Annotated in this window: 14 protein-coding genes; 8 read left to right on the forward strand and 6 right to left on the reverse strand. The window is 64.5% G+C overall.

Annotated features, from left to right (window positions below; translation table 11 throughout):
* Nucleotides 1–99: 99 nt before the first annotated feature.
* Entirely contained in the window at nt 100–633 is a 534-nt protein-coding gene (locus EN804_RS15310) for a TetR/AcrR family transcriptional regulator (RefSeq protein ID WP_127278764.1), read from the forward strand.
* Nucleotides 634–671: 38 nt separating this feature from the next.
* Here EN804_RS15310 and EN804_RS15315 read toward each other — a convergent pair whose 3' ends face one another.
* Nucleotides 672–1112 (reverse strand): Lrp/AsnC family transcriptional regulator, encoded by a 441-nt coding sequence (locus EN804_RS15315; RefSeq protein ID WP_127278763.1) that lies wholly within the window; start codon nt 1110–1112, stop codon nt 672–674.
* A gap of 130 nt (nt 1113–1242) precedes the next feature.
* Here EN804_RS15315 and EN804_RS15320 point away from each other — a divergent pair, with 130 nt between their 5' ends.
* From EN804_RS15320 to EN804_RS15350, 7 genes are all read left to right on the forward strand, one after another.
* Complete coding sequence (locus tag EN804_RS15320) at nt 1243–4299, forward strand: aminotransferase class III-fold pyridoxal phosphate-dependent enzyme (protein ID WP_127278762.1); 3057 nt, start codon at nt 1243–1245, stop codon at nt 4297–4299.
* Between the two features lie 115 nt (nt 4300–4414).
* Nucleotides 4415–5422, forward strand: coding sequence for an amino acid ABC transporter substrate-binding protein (locus tag EN804_RS15325; RefSeq protein WP_135920091.1), 1008 nt, complete (start codon nt 4415–4417; stop codon nt 5420–5422).
* Between the two features lie 202 nt (nt 5423–5624).
* Nucleotides 5625–6695 carry a LacI family transcriptional regulator gene (locus EN804_RS15330; RefSeq protein WP_135920093.1) on the forward strand — a complete coding sequence of 357 codons (1071 nt, stop codon included), beginning with the start codon at nt 5625–5627 and terminating at the stop codon, nt 6693–6695.
* Nucleotides 6696–6718: 23 nt separating this feature from the next.
* Nucleotides 6719–7465: a transporter substrate-binding domain-containing protein gene (locus EN804_RS15335; protein WP_135920095.1), complete on the forward strand. Its 747-nt coding sequence runs from the start codon at nt 6719–6721 to the stop codon at nt 7463–7465.
* Between the two features lie 65 nt (nt 7466–7530).
* Nucleotides 7531–9183 (forward strand): amino acid ABC transporter permease, encoded by a 1653-nt coding sequence (locus EN804_RS15340; protein ID WP_135920097.1) that lies wholly within the window; start codon nt 7531–7533, stop codon nt 9181–9183.
* A complete protein-coding gene (locus tag EN804_RS15345) occupies nt 9164–10567 on the forward strand; it encodes a GH1 family beta-glucosidase (RefSeq protein ID WP_135920099.1) in 1404 nt (467 codons plus the stop codon). Before EN804_RS15340 ends, EN804_RS15345 begins: the two co-directional genes overlap by 20 nt.
* A 1-nt stretch (nt 10568) precedes the next feature.
* On the forward strand, nt 10569–11267 hold the full coding sequence (locus EN804_RS15350; protein WP_135920101.1) for an SDR family oxidoreductase: 699 nt from the start codon (nt 10569–10571) through the stop codon (nt 11265–11267).
* Nucleotides 11268–11307: 40 nt separating this feature from the next.
* On the opposite strand, the gene ugpC is transcribed toward EN804_RS15350, so the two are convergent.
* From ugpC to EN804_RS15375, 5 genes are read right to left on the reverse strand one after another with little or no spacing between them, the layout of a single operon-like run.
* Complete coding sequence (ugpC, locus tag EN804_RS15355; RefSeq protein ID WP_135920103.1) at nt 11308–12417, reverse strand: sn-glycerol-3-phosphate ABC transporter ATP-binding protein UgpC; 1110 nt, start codon at nt 12415–12417, stop codon at nt 11308–11310.
* Nucleotides 12404–13342, reverse strand: coding sequence for a PfkB family carbohydrate kinase (locus EN804_RS15360; protein ID WP_135920105.1), 939 nt, complete (start codon nt 13340–13342; stop codon nt 12404–12406). Before EN804_RS15360 ends, ugpC begins: the two co-directional genes overlap by 14 nt.
* Nucleotides 13342–14364, reverse strand: a complete 1023-nt coding sequence (locus EN804_RS15365; RefSeq protein WP_135920107.1) for an SIS domain-containing protein — start codon at nt 14362–14364, stop codon at nt 13342–13344. The genes EN804_RS15360 and EN804_RS15365 overlap by 1 nt, the downstream gene beginning before the upstream one ends.
* Nucleotides 14361–15206, reverse strand: a complete 846-nt coding sequence (locus EN804_RS15370; protein ID WP_135920109.1) for a carbohydrate ABC transporter permease — start codon at nt 15204–15206, stop codon at nt 14361–14363. The genes EN804_RS15365 and EN804_RS15370 overlap by 4 nt, the downstream gene beginning before the upstream one ends.
* A complete protein-coding gene (locus EN804_RS15375) occupies nt 15206–16090 on the reverse strand; it encodes a sugar ABC transporter permease (protein WP_135920111.1) in 885 nt (294 codons plus the stop codon). The genes EN804_RS15370 and EN804_RS15375 overlap by 1 nt, the downstream gene beginning before the upstream one ends.
* Between the last annotated feature and the right edge of the window lie 150 nt (nt 16091–16240).

Below are 16240 nucleotides of genomic sequence, written 5' to 3' on the forward strand. Positions count from 1 at the left end.
CACATATCGACCGCAGGTCCCGATTTCAAATAATGGCGGCCTTACTGTACCGTCTGGACGGTCTTGTCAATTGGGCCTAAGCTTGCTTAGGGAGGCGCCATGAGAGCCCAACGACCGAATTCGCGCGAGAAGATTCTCGCCGCGGCGGCTGATGTTGCCCGGGAATCCGGGCCTGGTAGCCTGTCGCTTGATGCCGTCGCCAGCCGCGCCGGCGTGTCGAAGGGCGGACTGCTCTACAATTTTCCCACCAAGGCCAAATTGATGCAGGGCCTTGTCGAAGGTTATCTACGCGATTTCGAGCAAGCGCTGGAATCGGCGAACAGCAACGACAACGACAAAAATCCCCTCGCCGTCTATATCAAGCTGTCAGCGGAGGATTGCGAGGAAAAGCAGCCGTCCGCATCCTGGATCTTTTCGGCGATCGCCGAGGATCCCGATTTCATGACGCCGATAAAGACATTCAAGCGGCAGCTTTTCGAGCGCCTGAAAGGCGAGACGCCGGACCTCAAATCGCTGCTGGTCTGCTATCTCGCCATCGAAGGACTGCGCAGCATGAACCTGTTCGATTCCGACGTGCTGTCGAAGGACGAACGCGAGCTTTTGGTATCCTCACTTCTCGATATCGCCAAATAGGCTGCCTGGCCGGCGAAGGACGCCGCCGCAGCCGTCGTTCAGTCGACGGCGCGTTCGATATCCCGGCGCAGGACGATCGCGGTTGTCAGGTCCTCGACGCCGCCGAGAGTGGCAACGAGGTCGCGCAGTGTGTTGAGGCGGTCGATCGACGGTACTTCGACCTCGACGATGAGATCGAGCTGGCCGCTGACTGATGATACCCGCCGGACCTCCGGATAGCGCGCCAGCTGGTCGAGAATGCCGATCGACGGCGTGCGGATGAGCGTTACCAGCAGAAAGGCGCGGATCAACCCTGGGTCCAGTTGGCCGATATCGGCCCGATACCCTCTGATAACGCCGCTCTTTTCCAGCGAGGCAACCCGTTCGCTCGTCGCGCTGCGCGACAGGCCGATGCGCCCCGCAAGCGTTTTCAGCGGGATGCGCGCCTCCTTCGACAGGATGCCGAGAATGTCCCTGTCCTTGGCGTCCAGTTCCTTCATTGCGCGCGCTCCATACGGTTCCGTCAATGTGCCGGTCAATGCGGTCATTGTGCCGGTATAACCGACGCTTTGCCGGATGCCCGATTTTCTGGCCCATGCCAAGCTTGACAAATCAGATCCGGATTGCCCGATGACCAACGTCTCATACCCAGCGCCTCAAATCTCGCAGACCGAGGCCGTCGATATCGCAACGCGGCACTTCGGCATTGCCGGCAGCGTCACACCGCTCGACAGCGAACGCGACCGGAATTTCAAGCTGACCGCTCCAGACCAATCGCTCTGGATCCTGAAGATCGTCAACGCCAGCGAGCCGCTCGTCGAAAGTGAATTCCAGACCGCGTTGTTCGATCATCTGGAGCGCCATAGTCCGGACCTCGCCGTGCCGCGTCTCAGGAAGACGGGGCGGGGCGCTTCGCTGGCCCATACAAAAGTGCCGGGCGGCGAAGATCATGCCGTGCGCCTGGTGTCATGGCTTCCCGGACGGCCGCTGGCCGAGAGCACGTCCAGTCCGGCGCTGCTGGAAAGCCTGGGCGGCGCGCTTGGCCGGCTCGATCGTGCCCTGCAAGGCTTCATCCATCCCGGCGCATTGCGCTCTTTCGACTGGGACATTCGCCAGGCAGGTGCCGCGCGGCAACGCCTTCACCACATTGACGACGAACAGGACCGCGCCTTGCTGGAGCGGTTCCTCGATCATTTCGATGCCGAGGTGGCGCCCCGGCTGTCGGCATTGCGGGCGCAAGTCATTCACAATGATGCCAATGACTGGAACGTGCTCGTCGATCTCGAAAGGCCCGAGCGTGTCGCCGGGCTGATCGATTTCGGCGATGCGCTGCACAGCGTGCTCATCGCCGAGGTTGCCGTCGCCTGCGCCTATGCCATCCTCGATGCAGAGGATCCGATCGGCGCCGCCGCCCGTCTCGCCGCCGGCTTCCATGCCGAGTATCCATTGCGTGAGGAAGAACTCGACCTGCTCTTCGATCTCATTGCGATGCGTCTCGTCACCTCGGTGACGCTGTCGGCGGCACGCAAGGACCGCACAGCCGACAATCCCTACCTGTCGATCTCGGAAGCACCGGCCTGGCGGCTGTTGCGTCGTCTGGGCAGGATGAACCGGCGCTTCGCGACGGCGATCCTGCGCCATGCCTGCGGCTTCGAAGCCGCCTCCGGAGCGCGCGCCGTGACAGGCTGGATCGCGGCCAACCGCACGCAACTTCTGCCGATCCTCGACCGTCACCCGGCGACGCTTGCCAAGGCGCTCGTGCCCTATGGCGATCCGCAAAATCCGATGACGGTGACGTCGGCGACACAGCAGCCCGACAAGGCGACCGAATGGTGGGATGCCTATTGTGCCGAACATGGCGTCGCGCTCGGCATCGGTCCCTGGGGCGAGGCTCGCACCGTCTATACCAGCGACATTTTCGAGTCGCGTTTCGTCGAAGGCGCGCGCCGCGCTAACCATCTCGGCCTCGATCTTTTCATGCCGGCGGGCACACGGCTCTACACGCCGCTCGCCGCGACCGTCAGGAGCGTCGAGATCGAGGAGGATCCGCTCGGCTATGGCTGTCTCGTGGCGCTGGAGCATGTGCCGCCGGGCTGCCCGCCTTTCGTCACGCTGTGGGGGCACATGGCGCATGAGGCTGGGCGGCGGCTGAAGGCCGGCGACCGGCTTGAAGCCGGCGCGCTCGTCGGCGAGATGGGTACGCCGGCGGAAAATGGCGGCTGGGCGCCGCATCTGCATTTCCAGATATCGACGGATACGAGCCTTGCCGCGCGCGACATCCTTGGGGTCGGCGAGGAGCGCTATCTCGACGTGTGGAAGGAATTGTTTCCCGATGCCGCGGACCTTGCCGGAATTCCGCCCGAAACCTTCCGCCAGAGCGGCCGGTCGCGTCCAGAGATCGTCGCCGCACGCAAGGCGTCACTGCTGCCCAATCTCTCCATCTCCTATTCCGAGCCGATCAAGTTCGTGCGCGGCGAAGGCGCCTGGCTGATCGACGATCGCGGCCGCGCCTATCTCGACTGCTTCAACAATGTCTGCCACCTTGGCCATGCGCATCCCGATGTGGTCGAGGCGATCGCGAGGCAGGCGGCCAAGCTCAACACCAACACCCGTTATCTGCACGATGCCATCGTCACCTATGCCGAGCGGCTGACGGCGACGCTGCCCGCCGGCCTGTCGGTGGCGTCCTTCGCCTGCTCGGGCAGCGAGGCCAACAGCCTGATGCTGCGCATGGCGCGTGCCCATACCGGGCGCAGCGAGGCGATCGTGCTCGACTGGGCCTATCACGGCACGACGCAGGAACTGATCGACCTCAGCCCTTACAAATACAAGCGCAAAGGCGGCAAGGGGCGCCCGGCGCATGTGTTCGAAGCGGTCATTCCGGACAGTTACCATGCTCCGGCGGAGTGGCCGGAGGGCGAGCATGCAAAGCGGTTTGCCGAGAGCGTCACCGAGCAGATCGCCGATATGGCGAGACAAGGCCGCGCGCCCGGCCTGTTCCTGGCGGAATCGATCCCCAGCGTCGCCGGCCAGGTGTTCCTGCCCGGGGGATATCTCAGGGAAGTCTACGCGATGGTGCGTGCCGCCGGCGGCATCTGCGTCGCCGACGAGGTGCAGGTAGGCTTTGGCCGTGTCGGCAGCCATTGGTGGGCTTTCGAAACCCAGGGGGTGACGCCCGACATCGTCACCATGGGCAAGCCGATCGGCAACGGCCACCCGATGGCGGCCGTGGTGACGACCACGGAGATATCAGCCTCGTTCAACAACGGCATGGAGTATTTCAACACCTTCGGCGGCAATCCGGTGTCCTGCGCGGCCGGGCTCGCGGTGCTCGACGTCATCGAGCGCGACGGGCTGAGGCGCAATGCGCTGGAGATCGGCGACTATCTCATGGCGCGCTTCAAGGCGCTGCAGGCCCGCTACGAGATCATCGGCGACGTGCGCGGCCAGGGGCTGTTCCTCGGTATCGAACTGGTCGAGGACCGCAAGAGCAAGAAACCTGCGACCGCCCTTGCCCGCCGCATCAACGACGGGGTTCGGGCACGCGGCGTACTGATCGGCACCGAAGGGCCGCATGACAATGTGCTGAAGATGCGCCCGCCGATGATCTTCAGCAGGGCCAATGCAGATCATCTGGTCGGCGTTCTCGATGAGACGTTGGCCGCGGTTCTGGCGGAACGGGCTTAGGACGACACCGCGCAAGGAGGCGCGCGGGCGGAATTCAGGATCAACGATTTCAGGAACGTCCGGCGCGTCACGTGCCGGCGGGAGGAGAGGCTTTGCCTCATCAAGGGAGGAAACCATGAAACATGCAATCGTCAGCGCGCTCTTGCTCGCATCGGCCACTTTGCCGGCCAAGGCGGACACATTCGACATCGTCAAGCAAAGGGGATCGATCATCTGCGGCGTCAGCCAGGGCGTCGCGGGCTTTTCGGCGCCCGACGACCAGGGCAAATGGAGCGGCTTCGATATCGATTTCTGCCGCGCGGTCTCGGCCGCCGTCTTCGGCGACCCCGACAGGGTGAGTTACGTGCCGCTGTCGACCAAGGAGCGCTTCACGGCGCTGCAGGCCGGCACCGTCGACGTCCTGTCGCGACAGTCGACCTGGTCCTTGTCGCGCGACACCGGCATGGGCATCCATTTCGTCGGCGCCGCCTATTATGACGGCCAGGGCTTCATGGTGCGCAAGGATCTCGGCGTGGACAGCGCGCTGAAGCTCTCAGGCGCCACGGTCTGCGCCGAACAAGGCACGACGACCGAGCAGAACGTCGCCGACTACTTCACCGCGCACCAGATGAAATACGAGGCGGTCGTCATCGATTCCGCCGACAGCATCATCAAGGCGTTCGATAGCGGCCGCTGCGATGTCTACACCACGGACGCCTCGGCGCTCTATGCGCAGCGCCTGAAGCTGACCGATCCCGCCGCGTTCACGGTGCTGCCGGACATCATCTCGAAGGAGCCGCTCGGCCCAGCCGTGCGCAAGGGCGACGACAAGTGGTTCGACATCGTGCGCTGGACGCTGTTTTCGCTGATCGAGGCGGAAGAGGACGGCATCACGCAGGCCAATGCGGAAGTCTCGCTGAAGTCGCAGAATCCGACGATCCGCCGGTTCCTCGGCGTCGAGGGCGACAATGGCAAACAGCTCGGGCTCGACCCCGCATTCGCCTACAATATCGTCGCCAAGGTCGGCAATTACGGCGAGATGTTCGAACGCAATCTCGGCCAGTCCAGCCAGCTGAAAATCGCGCGGGGCATCAATGCGTTGTGGAACGCCGGTGGCCTGATGTACGCGCCGCCGGCACGCTGACACCTGCCGGCGAACCGGGTGCCCCAGGTCCGCGCCCGGCGATGCTCGCCCATGTGAAAAGGGGGTGGTGATGCCCGACCTCGACGCATTGCCGCCCTCATCGCCCTTGGCCATGGGGAATCAGATAAAAACGTTTTTATTTCCGTTGAAAACGTTTTTATCCGATGATACGGATAACGACCTGAGGAATGGATCGCCGTTGATGGCAGAGAACAGAGAACCCGAACGCCGAGAGCTTTCGCCAACGATCAAGACGTTGGCCGCCCACACCGGCTATTCGATCGCCACCATTTCCAAGGCCCTGCGGGGATCGCCGGTCGTCGCGCGGCCGACAAGGGATGCCATCGTCGCCGCCGCGCGGGAACTGGGCTATCAGGCGAATGCGCGGGGCATGGCGCTGAGGACAGGCAAGACCTATCGGGCCGCGGTGCTGATGCCGATAACGTCCGCCGTCGGCTATGAATGGGACGGTGTCGAATACACGCAGATCCTGAGCGGCGTAAGCCAGGCTCTGGAAGACAGCGACTATCAGCTGTCCGTGCACGGCTTCCGGAGTTTTGGCGATGCCTTCGACATCGCCCGCCGCATCGTCGACCAGAGCGCGGCCGACGGCCTGATCTTTTCCGGCGTGCTGGCCGATGATCCCCGTATCGACATGCTGGTCGAAAGCGGCTTTCCATTCGTGTCGCTTGGCCGTTGCCGCAAGCCCCTCGTCTACGCCCATGTCGATGTCGACAATGAATGGGCGGCGTTCACCGCCACGGCGCGGCTGATCGCGGGCGGGCATGAGCGTATCGCCCTGATCAACGCGGATCGGCGTCTTTCCTATGCCCTGGACAGGATCGACGGGTTTTCGCGGGCCTTTCACGAGGCGGGTCTTGCAGCATCGATGGACCTCGTGGCCGACGGCGACCTGTCCACGCGCTTCGGCCGCGACAGCGCGCTCAGGCTTCTTGGCTTGCCCAATCCGCCCACCGCCCTGGTCTGCATCAACGAATCCACCACGCTGGGCGTCCTGTCGGCGCTGGGCAGCCTTGAACGGCGCGTCGGGGTGGATGTCGACGTCATCGCCTATGACGACATCAACGTCAGCGCCTATTTCACTCCGCCGATCACGACATTCTACCAGCCGATCGAGCTTCTCGGTCGCAAGCTCGGCGAGTTTCTGCTGCGGCGCATGGCGGGCGAGAACCCGGCGGAACTCGCCCTGGTGTCGAGACCCGAGCTCATCGGCCGGCAGCCGGACAATCTCGGCGGGCGAAACCGCCGTTAATCATCAAAAATGGGAGGAAGAGCATGAAGAAAATCCTGATCGGGCTTGCGCTTGCGCTGCTGACAGCCGGCACAGCCAGCGCCGCCGACCTGGGCGGCAAGGTTCTGAAGGTCGGTTCCGACACCACCTCGCCGCCGATGGAAAGTGTCGACACGGCGACCGGCCAGATCGTCGGCTTCGACGTAGACGTCCTAAAGGCGGTCTGCGGCAAGATCAACTGCAAGGCCGAATTCGTCACCACCGGCTGGGACGGAATCTTCGCCGCCCTCGACCAGGGCAGTTTCGACCTGGTTGCCTCCGGCGTCTCCATCACCGACGAACGCAAGAAGGCGATGGATTTCTCCGATCCTTACATCGTCAACAGCCAGGCTGTGCTCATGCGAGTGGAAGACGAGGGCCTATCCCTCGATGATTTCAAGGCGAAGGGCAAGAAGCTCTCGGCGCAGGCCAACACCACCGACGCGCAGGTCGCTGAGGGCATTGTCGGCAAGGACAATGTGGTCGCTTACGACAGTTTCGCGGCCTCGGTCATCGCGCTGAAGAACAAGGACGTCGACGGCGTTGTCATCAACGGCGCCAATGCCGCCGCCTATGAAAAGGAATTCGCCGGCGAGCTGGTGGTGCCGATCAGGAATCTCCAGTCCGATCCTCTGGGGCTGGTCTTCCGCAAGGGCGACGAGAACATCGCAGCGTTCAATGAAGGGCTGAAGGCGATCAAGGCCGACGGCAGCCTCGACGCGCTGATCGCCAAATACTGGGGCGCAAGATAGCCGCTTGAAGGACTTCGGCTCCGGCGCCTGGCGCCGGAGCCATGGTAACGGGAGGACGGGACCGGATGCAGTTTCTTATGCGCCTGCGGCCCAGCAATCTGATCATCGTCGCGGCGTTGCCGTTCATCGTCTATCTCTTTGCTTCGTCGGTTAATTACCAGCGCTCGCTTCGCGCCATCCTCGGCGTGGAGAATGGCTCGTCAGCCTTCGTGCCGGGCTTCCTGGCGCTTGCCGTCGCGTTTATCGCCGGCCTTGCCGTGGTTGTGTTCTCGCGCGCCTCGTCCAGATCGCCGCGCCTCGCGGTCGTTGCCGCCGGGATCAGCCTTGCCGCCGCCGTGGTGCTCGCGACAACCGGCCTGGTCCATCCCTTCGCGGCATCGGTCGTGGCGAACGCGGTCGATCCGTTCACCTCCGACCTGGTGGTTCAGGGCGTCACCCCACGGCGATTGACGGATGCCGCCAACCTCATGGTGCGCGGTCAGGCCGCTATGCTGTTGCGCGCCTATCTGGGCGTGACGATCGTGGCGCTCGGTGTGTTCTTCATCGGCGCCGGTCGTGAGACCGGCAACCCGATGCAGCGTTTTGCGCGCTTGGCGCTTGCGGCGGTGAATGGCGTCGGCTTGGTCTTTATCCTGCTTTTCGCGCATATCGCATTCGCCGCGGGTGTCGCCACGACGATCCGTGCCGCCATCGCGGCCTACATACTGGCGGCAATGATGGGGCTGCTCTGGGTCGGGCTTCTCAAGCTCAAATACAGCTGGCGGGCCGACCTGACCTGCATCGCGGCAACCATTCTCATGGTTTGCGCCGCAACGTGGTTCCTGCTTCAGCCGCGCGACAGCTACGTGCTCGTCGGCTCTCTCGCCGGGAAGGTCGCGGTCACGTCCGGCACGCCGTCCGGCATCCTCGGTGCCGTCCGCTATGGGCAATTTCCGGGCGGCCCCGACAACAATGAGGTGCCGCTGCGCACCTTTCGGGGCGCGCGGGAGGCGATCGACGCGATCGGCAAGATCCCTGATGTCAGTGCTGCGCTCGTTCCAGCCGCGATGGCGCCGGACGGACTGCAGGTGCTGTGGCGAACGGAGGCGTTGAACGACCGCGACAAGGCGTTCGGCATCACGATCGCGGTGCTGGCGATCGTGCTCGGCCTGCTGACTTTCGGCGGCCATATCCACCGCAGGCATCCGCTGTCCATCGGGTCGGAATTCATCGTCGACACGATCCGCGGCATCCCGATGCTGGTCATCGTGCTCTATGTCGGCCTGCCGCTCGCCGGAGCGCTCAAGGACGCGACGCAGGGCGTGGTCGATCCGCCGAACCTGGTGCGCGGCATCGCCGCCATGGCGCTCGCCTATTCCGCCTATCTCGCCGAGATATTCCGCTCCGGCATCAATGCAATCCCGGCGGGCCAGATCGAGGCGGCGCACAGTCTCGGCCTCAACGGCTGGCGCACCGCCCGGCTGGTCGTGCTGCCGCAGGCCTTCCGCATCATCATCCCGCCGCTCGGCAATGAGCTGATCGCCATCCTCAAGGACACGTCGCTCTTGTCGATCCTGTCGATCCGCGACATCACGCAGCGCATGCGGGAATTCCAATCGGCAAGTTTCCTGCCGTTCGCGCCCTACAACTCAGCCGCCATCTTCTACATTTTCCTGACGCTGGCCGCGGCAAGCCTCGTCAGCACCATCGAGAGAAAATATGACATCAAGCATCGATAACGCTCGCCGGGCCCTCGAAGCCCGCGCCTCCGGGCTGGTCTTTCCCCGGGGCTTCGTGTTCGGCGCCGCGACCGCGGCCTATCAGATCGAAGGCGCGCCCGACGCTGACGGCAAGGGCGAAAGCATCTGGGACCGGTTCTGCCGCATTCCGGGCGCGATCGTGGACGGCTCGAGCGGCGATGTCGCCTGCGATCACTATCATCGCTGGAAGGAGGATATCGCCGTGCTCGAGGCGCTCGGCCTTGGCGCCTACCGCTTTTCCTTGGCATGGACGCGGCTTCTTCCCGAAGGTCGTGGCGAGGTCAATACCAAAGGCATCGCCTTCTATGACCGGCTGATCGATGATCTGCTCGAAGCCGGTATCGAGCCCTATGCAACGCTCTACCATTGGGACCTGCCGCAGGCACTGCAGGATCGTGGCGGCTGGTACAACCGGGAAACAGCCGCCGCCTTCGCCGATTATGCCGGGCTTGCCGCCCGCAGCTTCGGCGATCGCGTCAGGAAATGGACAACGCTCAACGAACCGTGGACGTTCTGCTGGTCGGGACACGCGACCGGCGAGGACGCGCCGGGATTCCGGGACGGCGTGAAGGGCGGCGTGGCTGCCAGTCATCATGCCTTGCTGGCGCATGGCCTGGCAGTTCCGGTCATCCGCGCCGAGGTGGCGGATGCTCAGGTCGGCATCGTCTTCGATCTCAACGTCGCGGAGGCCGCCAGCGACGAGCCGCGCGATGTCGCCGCGACACGGCGCTTCGACGGCGCCCAGAACCGCTGGTTTCTCGACGCCGTCTTCAAGGGTGCTTATCCGGAGGACATGCTGGCGCTCTACGGCGATCTGTTGCCGCCGATCCACGCACAAGATAACGAGATCATCGCCGCGCCACTCGACTATCTGGGCATCAACATCTACCGCCGCTCGGTGATCGCGGCGGGTGACGAACTGGCGCCGCTGAGCTACCGGCGGGTACAGCCGGAAGGCATTTATTCGGCGGTCGACTACGAGATCTGGCCGCGCTGCATGTACGACATCCTGCGCTACGTGAACGACGGCTATGCGCCGCCGGCGATCTACATTTCCGAGAATGGGGTCGCCACGACGCCGGAAACCGTCGGCAAGGACGGGCATGTCTGGGATGATCTGCGCGCAACCTATTATGTCGACCATCTCGAGCAGGTGGCCAAGGCGGCGGCCGAGGGCGTGCCGGTGCGCGGCTATTTCGCCTGGACGCTGACCGACAATTTCGAATGGGCCTATGGCTATACGACGCCCTTCGGCATCACCCATGTCGATTTCGCCACGCAGCAGCGCCACATCAAATATTCCGGCGACGTCTATGCCATGATCGCCCGGCAGGAGACCGCGCCCGTCGCGAAGAGCGCCTGACTTGGCTGGAGACGGGCAAGGCGACCGCACGGTTCTCATAACGGGCGCCGGGCGCGGGCTGGGCCACGAACTGGCACGGCAATACGCCCAGCGTGGCTGGTGCGTGATCGCGTGTGGGCGCATGCGTCCGGCCCAAGGTTTCGAAGATGGAATCGAGTTCCAGCCACTCGATGTCGCGGATACGGCTTCCATCTCCGACCTTGCCTCGCGCCTCGCCGGCAGGCCGCTGGACGTGCTTGTCAACAACGCCGCCATCCGCAGCGGAAACCCTGGCCTGTACAGATTCGCCCCGGACGAATTCCTGAAGGTCATGCGGACCAACACGCTCGGTCCGCTGCTGCTGGCGAGGGCGCTGCGCCCGAACCTGGCCGCGGGGCGCATGGGGGTCATCGCCAATATCGGCAGCCGTGCCGGGTCGATGGCCGAGGGACTGATTGATGATTACGATGACGACTATGCCTACCGTTGCTCCAAGGCAGCGCTCAACATGGCAAGCGCTCAACTGGCGCAGGATTTACGCGTCGACGGGATAACGGTGTTGTCACTGCATCCGGGCTGGGTGAAGACTGACATGGGGGGCGATCAGGCGGTGCTGGCGGTCCAGGACAGTGCGCGCGGCCTGCGCACGATCATCGACAACGCAACGCTTGCGGCCAGCGGCTCATTCCAGACCTTCGATGGCACACATATCGGGTGGTAGCCAAATGGTATCGCCTGTCTACGCCGATGCCCGCGGCGTCTCAGTGGGACGCCGTCCGTTCGAGACCCGTCGCCGGCAGGGCTTTGCCCGTCGAGGGGTCGAACAAGCGAAGCGCGGCCTCGTCGAAGGTGAGGCTGCGCTTTTCGCCCTTGGCGACCTGGGCTCGCGGCGGCAGGCAAGCGGTCAGCCGCTGCGTGCCGATCCTGGCCGTCGTGACCAGTTCGGGGCCGGTCAGTTCGACGACCTCGATCTCCACCGGCAATGACAGGTCGGTGGCGGCTCCGGTCGCCACACGAAGCGCTTCCGGCCTGATGCCGACGACCATTTGTGCGCCTTCACGAGCCGCGTTCGCATAGCGTACCGGCAACGAGATCCGTACAGCGGACTCGGCAATGGCCAGTTTGTCGCCGGTAACGGTGGCCTGCAGCATATTCATCGACGGCGCGCCGACGAAGCCGGCGACATAGAGTGTTGCCGGCTCGTTGTAGATTTCTTCCGGCGTGCCGAGCTGCTCGATCCTGCCGTCACGCATGACGGCGATGCGGCTGGCCAGCGTCATCGCCTCGATCTGGTCGTGGGTAACGTAGACGACGGTCGTCTGCAGCATCTGGTGCAGACGCTTCAATTCGGTGCGCATCTCCAGGCGCAGCTTGGCATCGAGATTGGACAACGGCTCGTCGAAGAGGAAGACCTGCGGCTTGCGCACCAGCGCCCGGCCGATGGCGACGCGCTGGCGCTGACCACCGGAAAGCTGGCTCGGCTTGCGGTCGAGCAACGCCTCGATCTGCAGCAGTCTCGCCGCTTCGTTCACGGCCCTGTCGCGCTCGTCAGCGGCGACGCCGCGCATCTCCAGCCCGAAGCCGATGTTGCGGCGCACGGTCAGGTTCGGATAGAGCGCGTAGGACTGGAAGACCATGGCGATATCGCGGTTCTTGGGATGGACGCCGAGGATCGAGCGGTCGCCGATCCGCACATCGCCGCTGGTCGCCTCGGCAAGGCCGGCGATGATGTTGAGAAGCGTCGACTTTCCACAGCCGGACGAGCCGAGCAGCACCAGGAATTCACCGCTCTGCAGCGCGATGTCGATGCCTTTCAGCGTTTCGACACTGCCGTAGCTTTTGCGGATGCCGCGGATTTCAAGCGCGCTCATGCATGGATTCCCCAGACTGCATCGGCCCGCCATAGGTGCGGGGCAAGGTGGAAATGGCGCGTGAGGCGACATAGGTCGCGGCGCGGAGGCAGGCGGACAGCGGCTGTTCCTGCGCCAAAGCGGCCAGGAAGGCGGCATTGAAGACGTCGCCTGCGCCAATCGTGTCGACGACACGGACATCGGGCGCGGCGGCTTGGACAAGAGTGTTATCCGGGCCGATGGCGATGGCGCCCCGGGGCCCGCGCTTGACGACGAAGGTCGCGCCTTGCCTCATGCTGGATCGGATTTCACGCGCCGCGTCCTCAGGACTCGGCAATCCCGCCAGGGTCACCGTCTCGACTTCGTTGAACAGCGCCAGCGCGCAGCGCGAGAGCCACGCCCTTGTCGCGGCGCAATTGGCCTCGGTCCAGCCATCGATCGGCCAGCCTGTGTCGAGCGCCACGGATATGCCGTGGCTGTCGGCCCAGTCGAAAAATGCGTTGTAGTCGCGCGTGAGGTCCTCGGTCAGGAAGGAGCCGGAGAGCAGTGCGTAGCCGCCGGAGAGCGCGCTGCCGTCGAGAACGGACAAGACATCGCCGAGGCTGAAGCGGGGCAGGTGGCCGCGCGTGGTCAAGAAAGTCCGTTCGCCATCGGGATGGGTCATGCCGACCGACAAGGTCGTGCCTTCGGGACGGACCGGCCATTTCTCGGCACGGGCGCCGAACGCTTCTCGAAGCCAATGGCCGAACTGGTCGTCACCGACATTGGCGGCAATGGCGAAATCGACGCCCAGCGCTTGCCAGGCGAGCCCGGTGTTGCCAGCCTGGCCGCCGACGCGCAATTCGTCATGATCGACGACGGTCTCGGTTCCCGCCTTCGGCCATGGCGCGACCGGGCCGACAATCAGGTCGACATTGACGTTGCCGATCACCGCAAGCGGACGCATCACTCGCTCCTGGTGATCTTGGTGGTGCGCACGGGCGTGCCGGCATTGTCGACGCGGCTGTCGGCGAAGGCGATCATGAGGCGCTGCGCCACCGGCAGCATGGTGAAGACAGCGGCCATCCCTGAATCGGGTCTGAACGAGAGCGTGACGGCACCGGCGACAGGCGCTTGCCCGGACGCGTCGAAAATGACCAGCGGCGCGCCGGCCTCGATCACTGAAAGGGCCATGGCGGTCACCAGCTCCGACGTGGGGTCGTTGCCGCGAAACAGTATGACGCCGATTTTGGGGCCGAGCATCTCCATCGGCCCGTGCCGCAACTGGCCGCCTTCGAGCGAAAAGCAGGGCAGCCGCGACAGTTCGGTCAGGCCAAGCGCCAGGGCTTCGGCCACGCCTTGCAGGCGGCGGCCGGAGGTGACGATCGTATCCACCTTGCCAAGTGCTGCGAGCGCGGGGGCGACGTCGCAATCCTGCGGAGCCTCGAGCATGGCAAGGGCAGGGGCCGGATCCTCACCCAGAGCAGCCAGGATGGCCAGATGCAGGGCCAGGGTCACGGTCAGGCTGCGTGTGGCGGCGAAAGCCAGCTCAGTGCCGCCGGCGCCGACCAGGCAAGGCGCGGTGCGGGCGAGAAATGAACCGCCTTCGAGCGTCAGGCCGAAAATGTCCGAGCTGCCGCCGGCCCGCGAAAACCATCTGACGACCTCGGCGCTTTCGCCCGATTGCGAGGTCACGATCACGGTGCGGCCGGTGAGCGGCAGCGGCTGGCCAAGCTGTTCGGACAGCGGCAGCGCCAGCGCATCGATGCCGAGCCCGCGATAGAGCGGCTCGACGGCACGGCCGACAGCATGCGAGCCCCCCATGCCAAGCAGGAGCAGACGACCGGTTCGCTTGATGGAAGCGGCGGCCTTCTTCGCCTCGGCCGTGTTCTGCCGGAACGAAGCGATCGCATCCGCATGCTGGCGCGTCATTTCGCGGTCGATGGCGACCAGTCCGGCCGGCCGTTCCTTATCTGCAGTCATCATCATCCTTTCACACCGCCGCTGGTCAGGCCCGAGATCAGCGCCCGCTGCATGACAAGGCCGATCAGCACCGGCGGCAAGGCCGCCAGCACGCCGGCGGTTGCGATCAGGCCGTAGTCGGAAACACGGCCGCCGGCCAAATCGGCGATGGCGACGGTCAAGGTCTTGGCGCGCTGGTCGGAGGTGAACAGCAGCGCGTAGAAGAATTCGTCCCATGCCAGCAGCACGGCGAACAGCGCCGATGTCGCCATAACCGGTGCCGCCAGCGGCAATGTGATGATGCGCAATGTCTGGAACAGGCCGGCGCCGTCGATCATCGCCGCCGCCTCGATCTCACGCGGGATGGAATCGAAGCCGGACTTCATCAGCCACGTGGTGAACGGCGCCAATATGGTGAGATAAACCAGCGCCAGGCCGAAGACATTGTTGAGCAGGCCAAGATGCGACAGGCCCATATAGAGCGGCACGGCGAGCGCCACCGGCGGCAGCATGTAGGTGGCGATGACCATCGACAGCGACCAGCCTATCGCGGGCGTTCGCGATACCGCCCAGCCGGCGGGGATGGCTAAGGCGAGTGCCGCCAGCGTCGCCATGCCTGATATCTCCAGGCTGTTGCGCAGCGATGAGGTGAAGGCGGCGCCCGCGCTGTTCTCGGCCGTCGACAGCAATTGCCGGTAGCGCGAGAAGTCGGCGCTTTGCGGCCACCAGCGCAGCGGCTTGGCGGCGAGGTCGGCGGCCGGCGAGATGCTCATGATGAATAGCCAGGCGATGGGCGCCAGGATGATTACGGCGAGCAGCAGCGCGCAGGCATGAATGAAGATGGTGAAGGCGGGGCTCCTGCGTTCCATCAGGCGGCGCTCCCGGCGGTCTTTCGCACCAGTGCCGCATAGGCGACGGCGAGCAGCGTGACGAGCAAGGTGACGATCAGCGCCAGCGACGCGCCCGAGCCGGCCCGCTGGAAGGAGAAGGCTTCCTGGTAGACGAGGATCGAGAGCGTTCGCGTGGTGTTTGCTGGCCCGCCGCGGGTCATCACCCAGATGATGTCGAAGACCTTGAAGGCCTCGATGGTGCGCAGCACCAGCGCCACCATCAGCGGGCCGGCGAGATAGGGCAGGATGACGAAGCGAAAGCGGTTGAAGGGTCCCGCGCCGTCGACGAGCGAGGCGGCGGTGATGTCGCGCGGCACCGCTTGGAGAGCGGCGAGCGCGATCAGCGCCACCAGCGGAAAATTCTTCCAGCAATCAGCGACGATCAGGGCCGCCAGCGCCGTTCCCGGCTCGCCGAGCCAGGAGCGGTAGGCGTCGATGAGATGCAGTTGCGTCAGCGCGGCATTGAGCGCGCCATATTCGGGATTGTAGATCAGCCGCCACAGCGTGGCGTTGACCACGGTCGGCAATGCCCAGGGCAGGATCATCAGGGCGCGCAGGATGGCCCGGCCGCGAAATTCCTGATTGAGCAGAAGGGCGGCCAGAACGCCGATCACCATTTCGGCGGCAACAGAGATGACCGCGAACAATGTCGTGGTGACCAGCGTGCGCGAGAAATTCGAGCTCGACAGCATGTTGGAATAATTGTCGAAGCCGACAAAATCGCCGCCCGTGCCGACCAGCTTGGCGTCGGTGAAGGAAAGACCGACCGTGTCGACCAGCGGCCAGCCGATGACGGCGACCATGACCACGAGCAAAGGCAGCATCAAGAGCCATGCGCGGGTCGTCATCCAGGTGCTCGACATCGGAGCAGCCTCTCTTCTTTCATCTGTGATCCGGACATAGCACGGGCGGCACTCGCGCATGACCCCGGAAATCGGAGGCCGATTTCCGGAAAGGATCATGCGGAAGATAGAAAGTGCTACAGCGTCTTTTGCGCGTCATAAGGGACGCGA

The sequence above is a fragment of the Mesorhizobium sp. M8A.F.Ca.ET.161.01.1.1 genome (assembly GCF_004792105.1).
In the GTDB taxonomy this organism is placed as follows: domain Bacteria; phylum Pseudomonadota; class Alphaproteobacteria; order Rhizobiales; family Rhizobiaceae; genus Mesorhizobium.

Excerpts from the sequence above, each read along its gene's own strand:
- EN804_RS15310 (WP_127278764.1), top strand. The coding sequence starts at position 100 with ATGAGAGCCCAACGACCGAATTCGCGCGAGAAGATTCTCGCCGCGGCG.
- EN804_RS15315 (WP_127278763.1), bottom strand. The coding sequence starts at position 1,112 with ATGAAGGAACTGGACGCCAAGGACAGGGACATTCTCGGCATCCTGTCG.
- EN804_RS15320 (WP_127278762.1), top strand. The coding sequence starts at position 1,243 with ATGACCAACGTCTCATACCCAGCGCCTCAAATCTCGCAGACCGAGGCC.
- EN804_RS15325 (WP_135920091.1), top strand. The coding sequence starts at position 4,415 with ATGAAACATGCAATCGTCAGCGCGCTCTTGCTCGCATCGGCCACTTTG.
- EN804_RS15330 (WP_135920093.1), top strand. The coding sequence starts at position 5,625 with ATGGCAGAGAACAGAGAACCCGAACGCCGAGAGCTTTCGCCAACGATC.
- EN804_RS15335 (WP_135920095.1), top strand. The coding sequence starts at position 6,719 with ATGAAGAAAATCCTGATCGGGCTTGCGCTTGCGCTGCTGACAGCCGGC.
- EN804_RS15340 (WP_135920097.1), top strand. The coding sequence starts at position 7,531 with ATGCAGTTTCTTATGCGCCTGCGGCCCAGCAATCTGATCATCGTCGCG.
- EN804_RS15345 (WP_135920099.1), top strand. The coding sequence starts at position 9,164 with ATGACATCAAGCATCGATAACGCTCGCCGGGCCCTCGAAGCCCGCGCC.
- ugpC (WP_135920103.1), bottom strand. The coding sequence starts at position 12,417 with ATGAGCGCGCTTGAAATCCGCGGCATCCGCAAAAGCTACGGCAGTGTC.
- EN804_RS15360 (WP_135920105.1), bottom strand. The coding sequence starts at position 13,342 with ATGCGTCCGCTTGCGGTGATCGGCAACGTCAATGTCGACCTGATTGTC.
- EN804_RS15365 (WP_135920107.1), bottom strand. The coding sequence starts at position 14,364 with ATGATGATGACTGCAGATAAGGAACGGCCGGCCGGACTGGTCGCCATC.
- EN804_RS15370 (WP_135920109.1), bottom strand. The coding sequence starts at position 15,206 with ATGGAACGCAGGAGCCCCGCCTTCACCATCTTCATTCATGCCTGCGCG.
- EN804_RS15375 (WP_135920111.1), bottom strand. The coding sequence starts at position 16,090 with ATGTCGAGCACCTGGATGACGACCCGCGCATGGCTCTTGATGCTGCCT.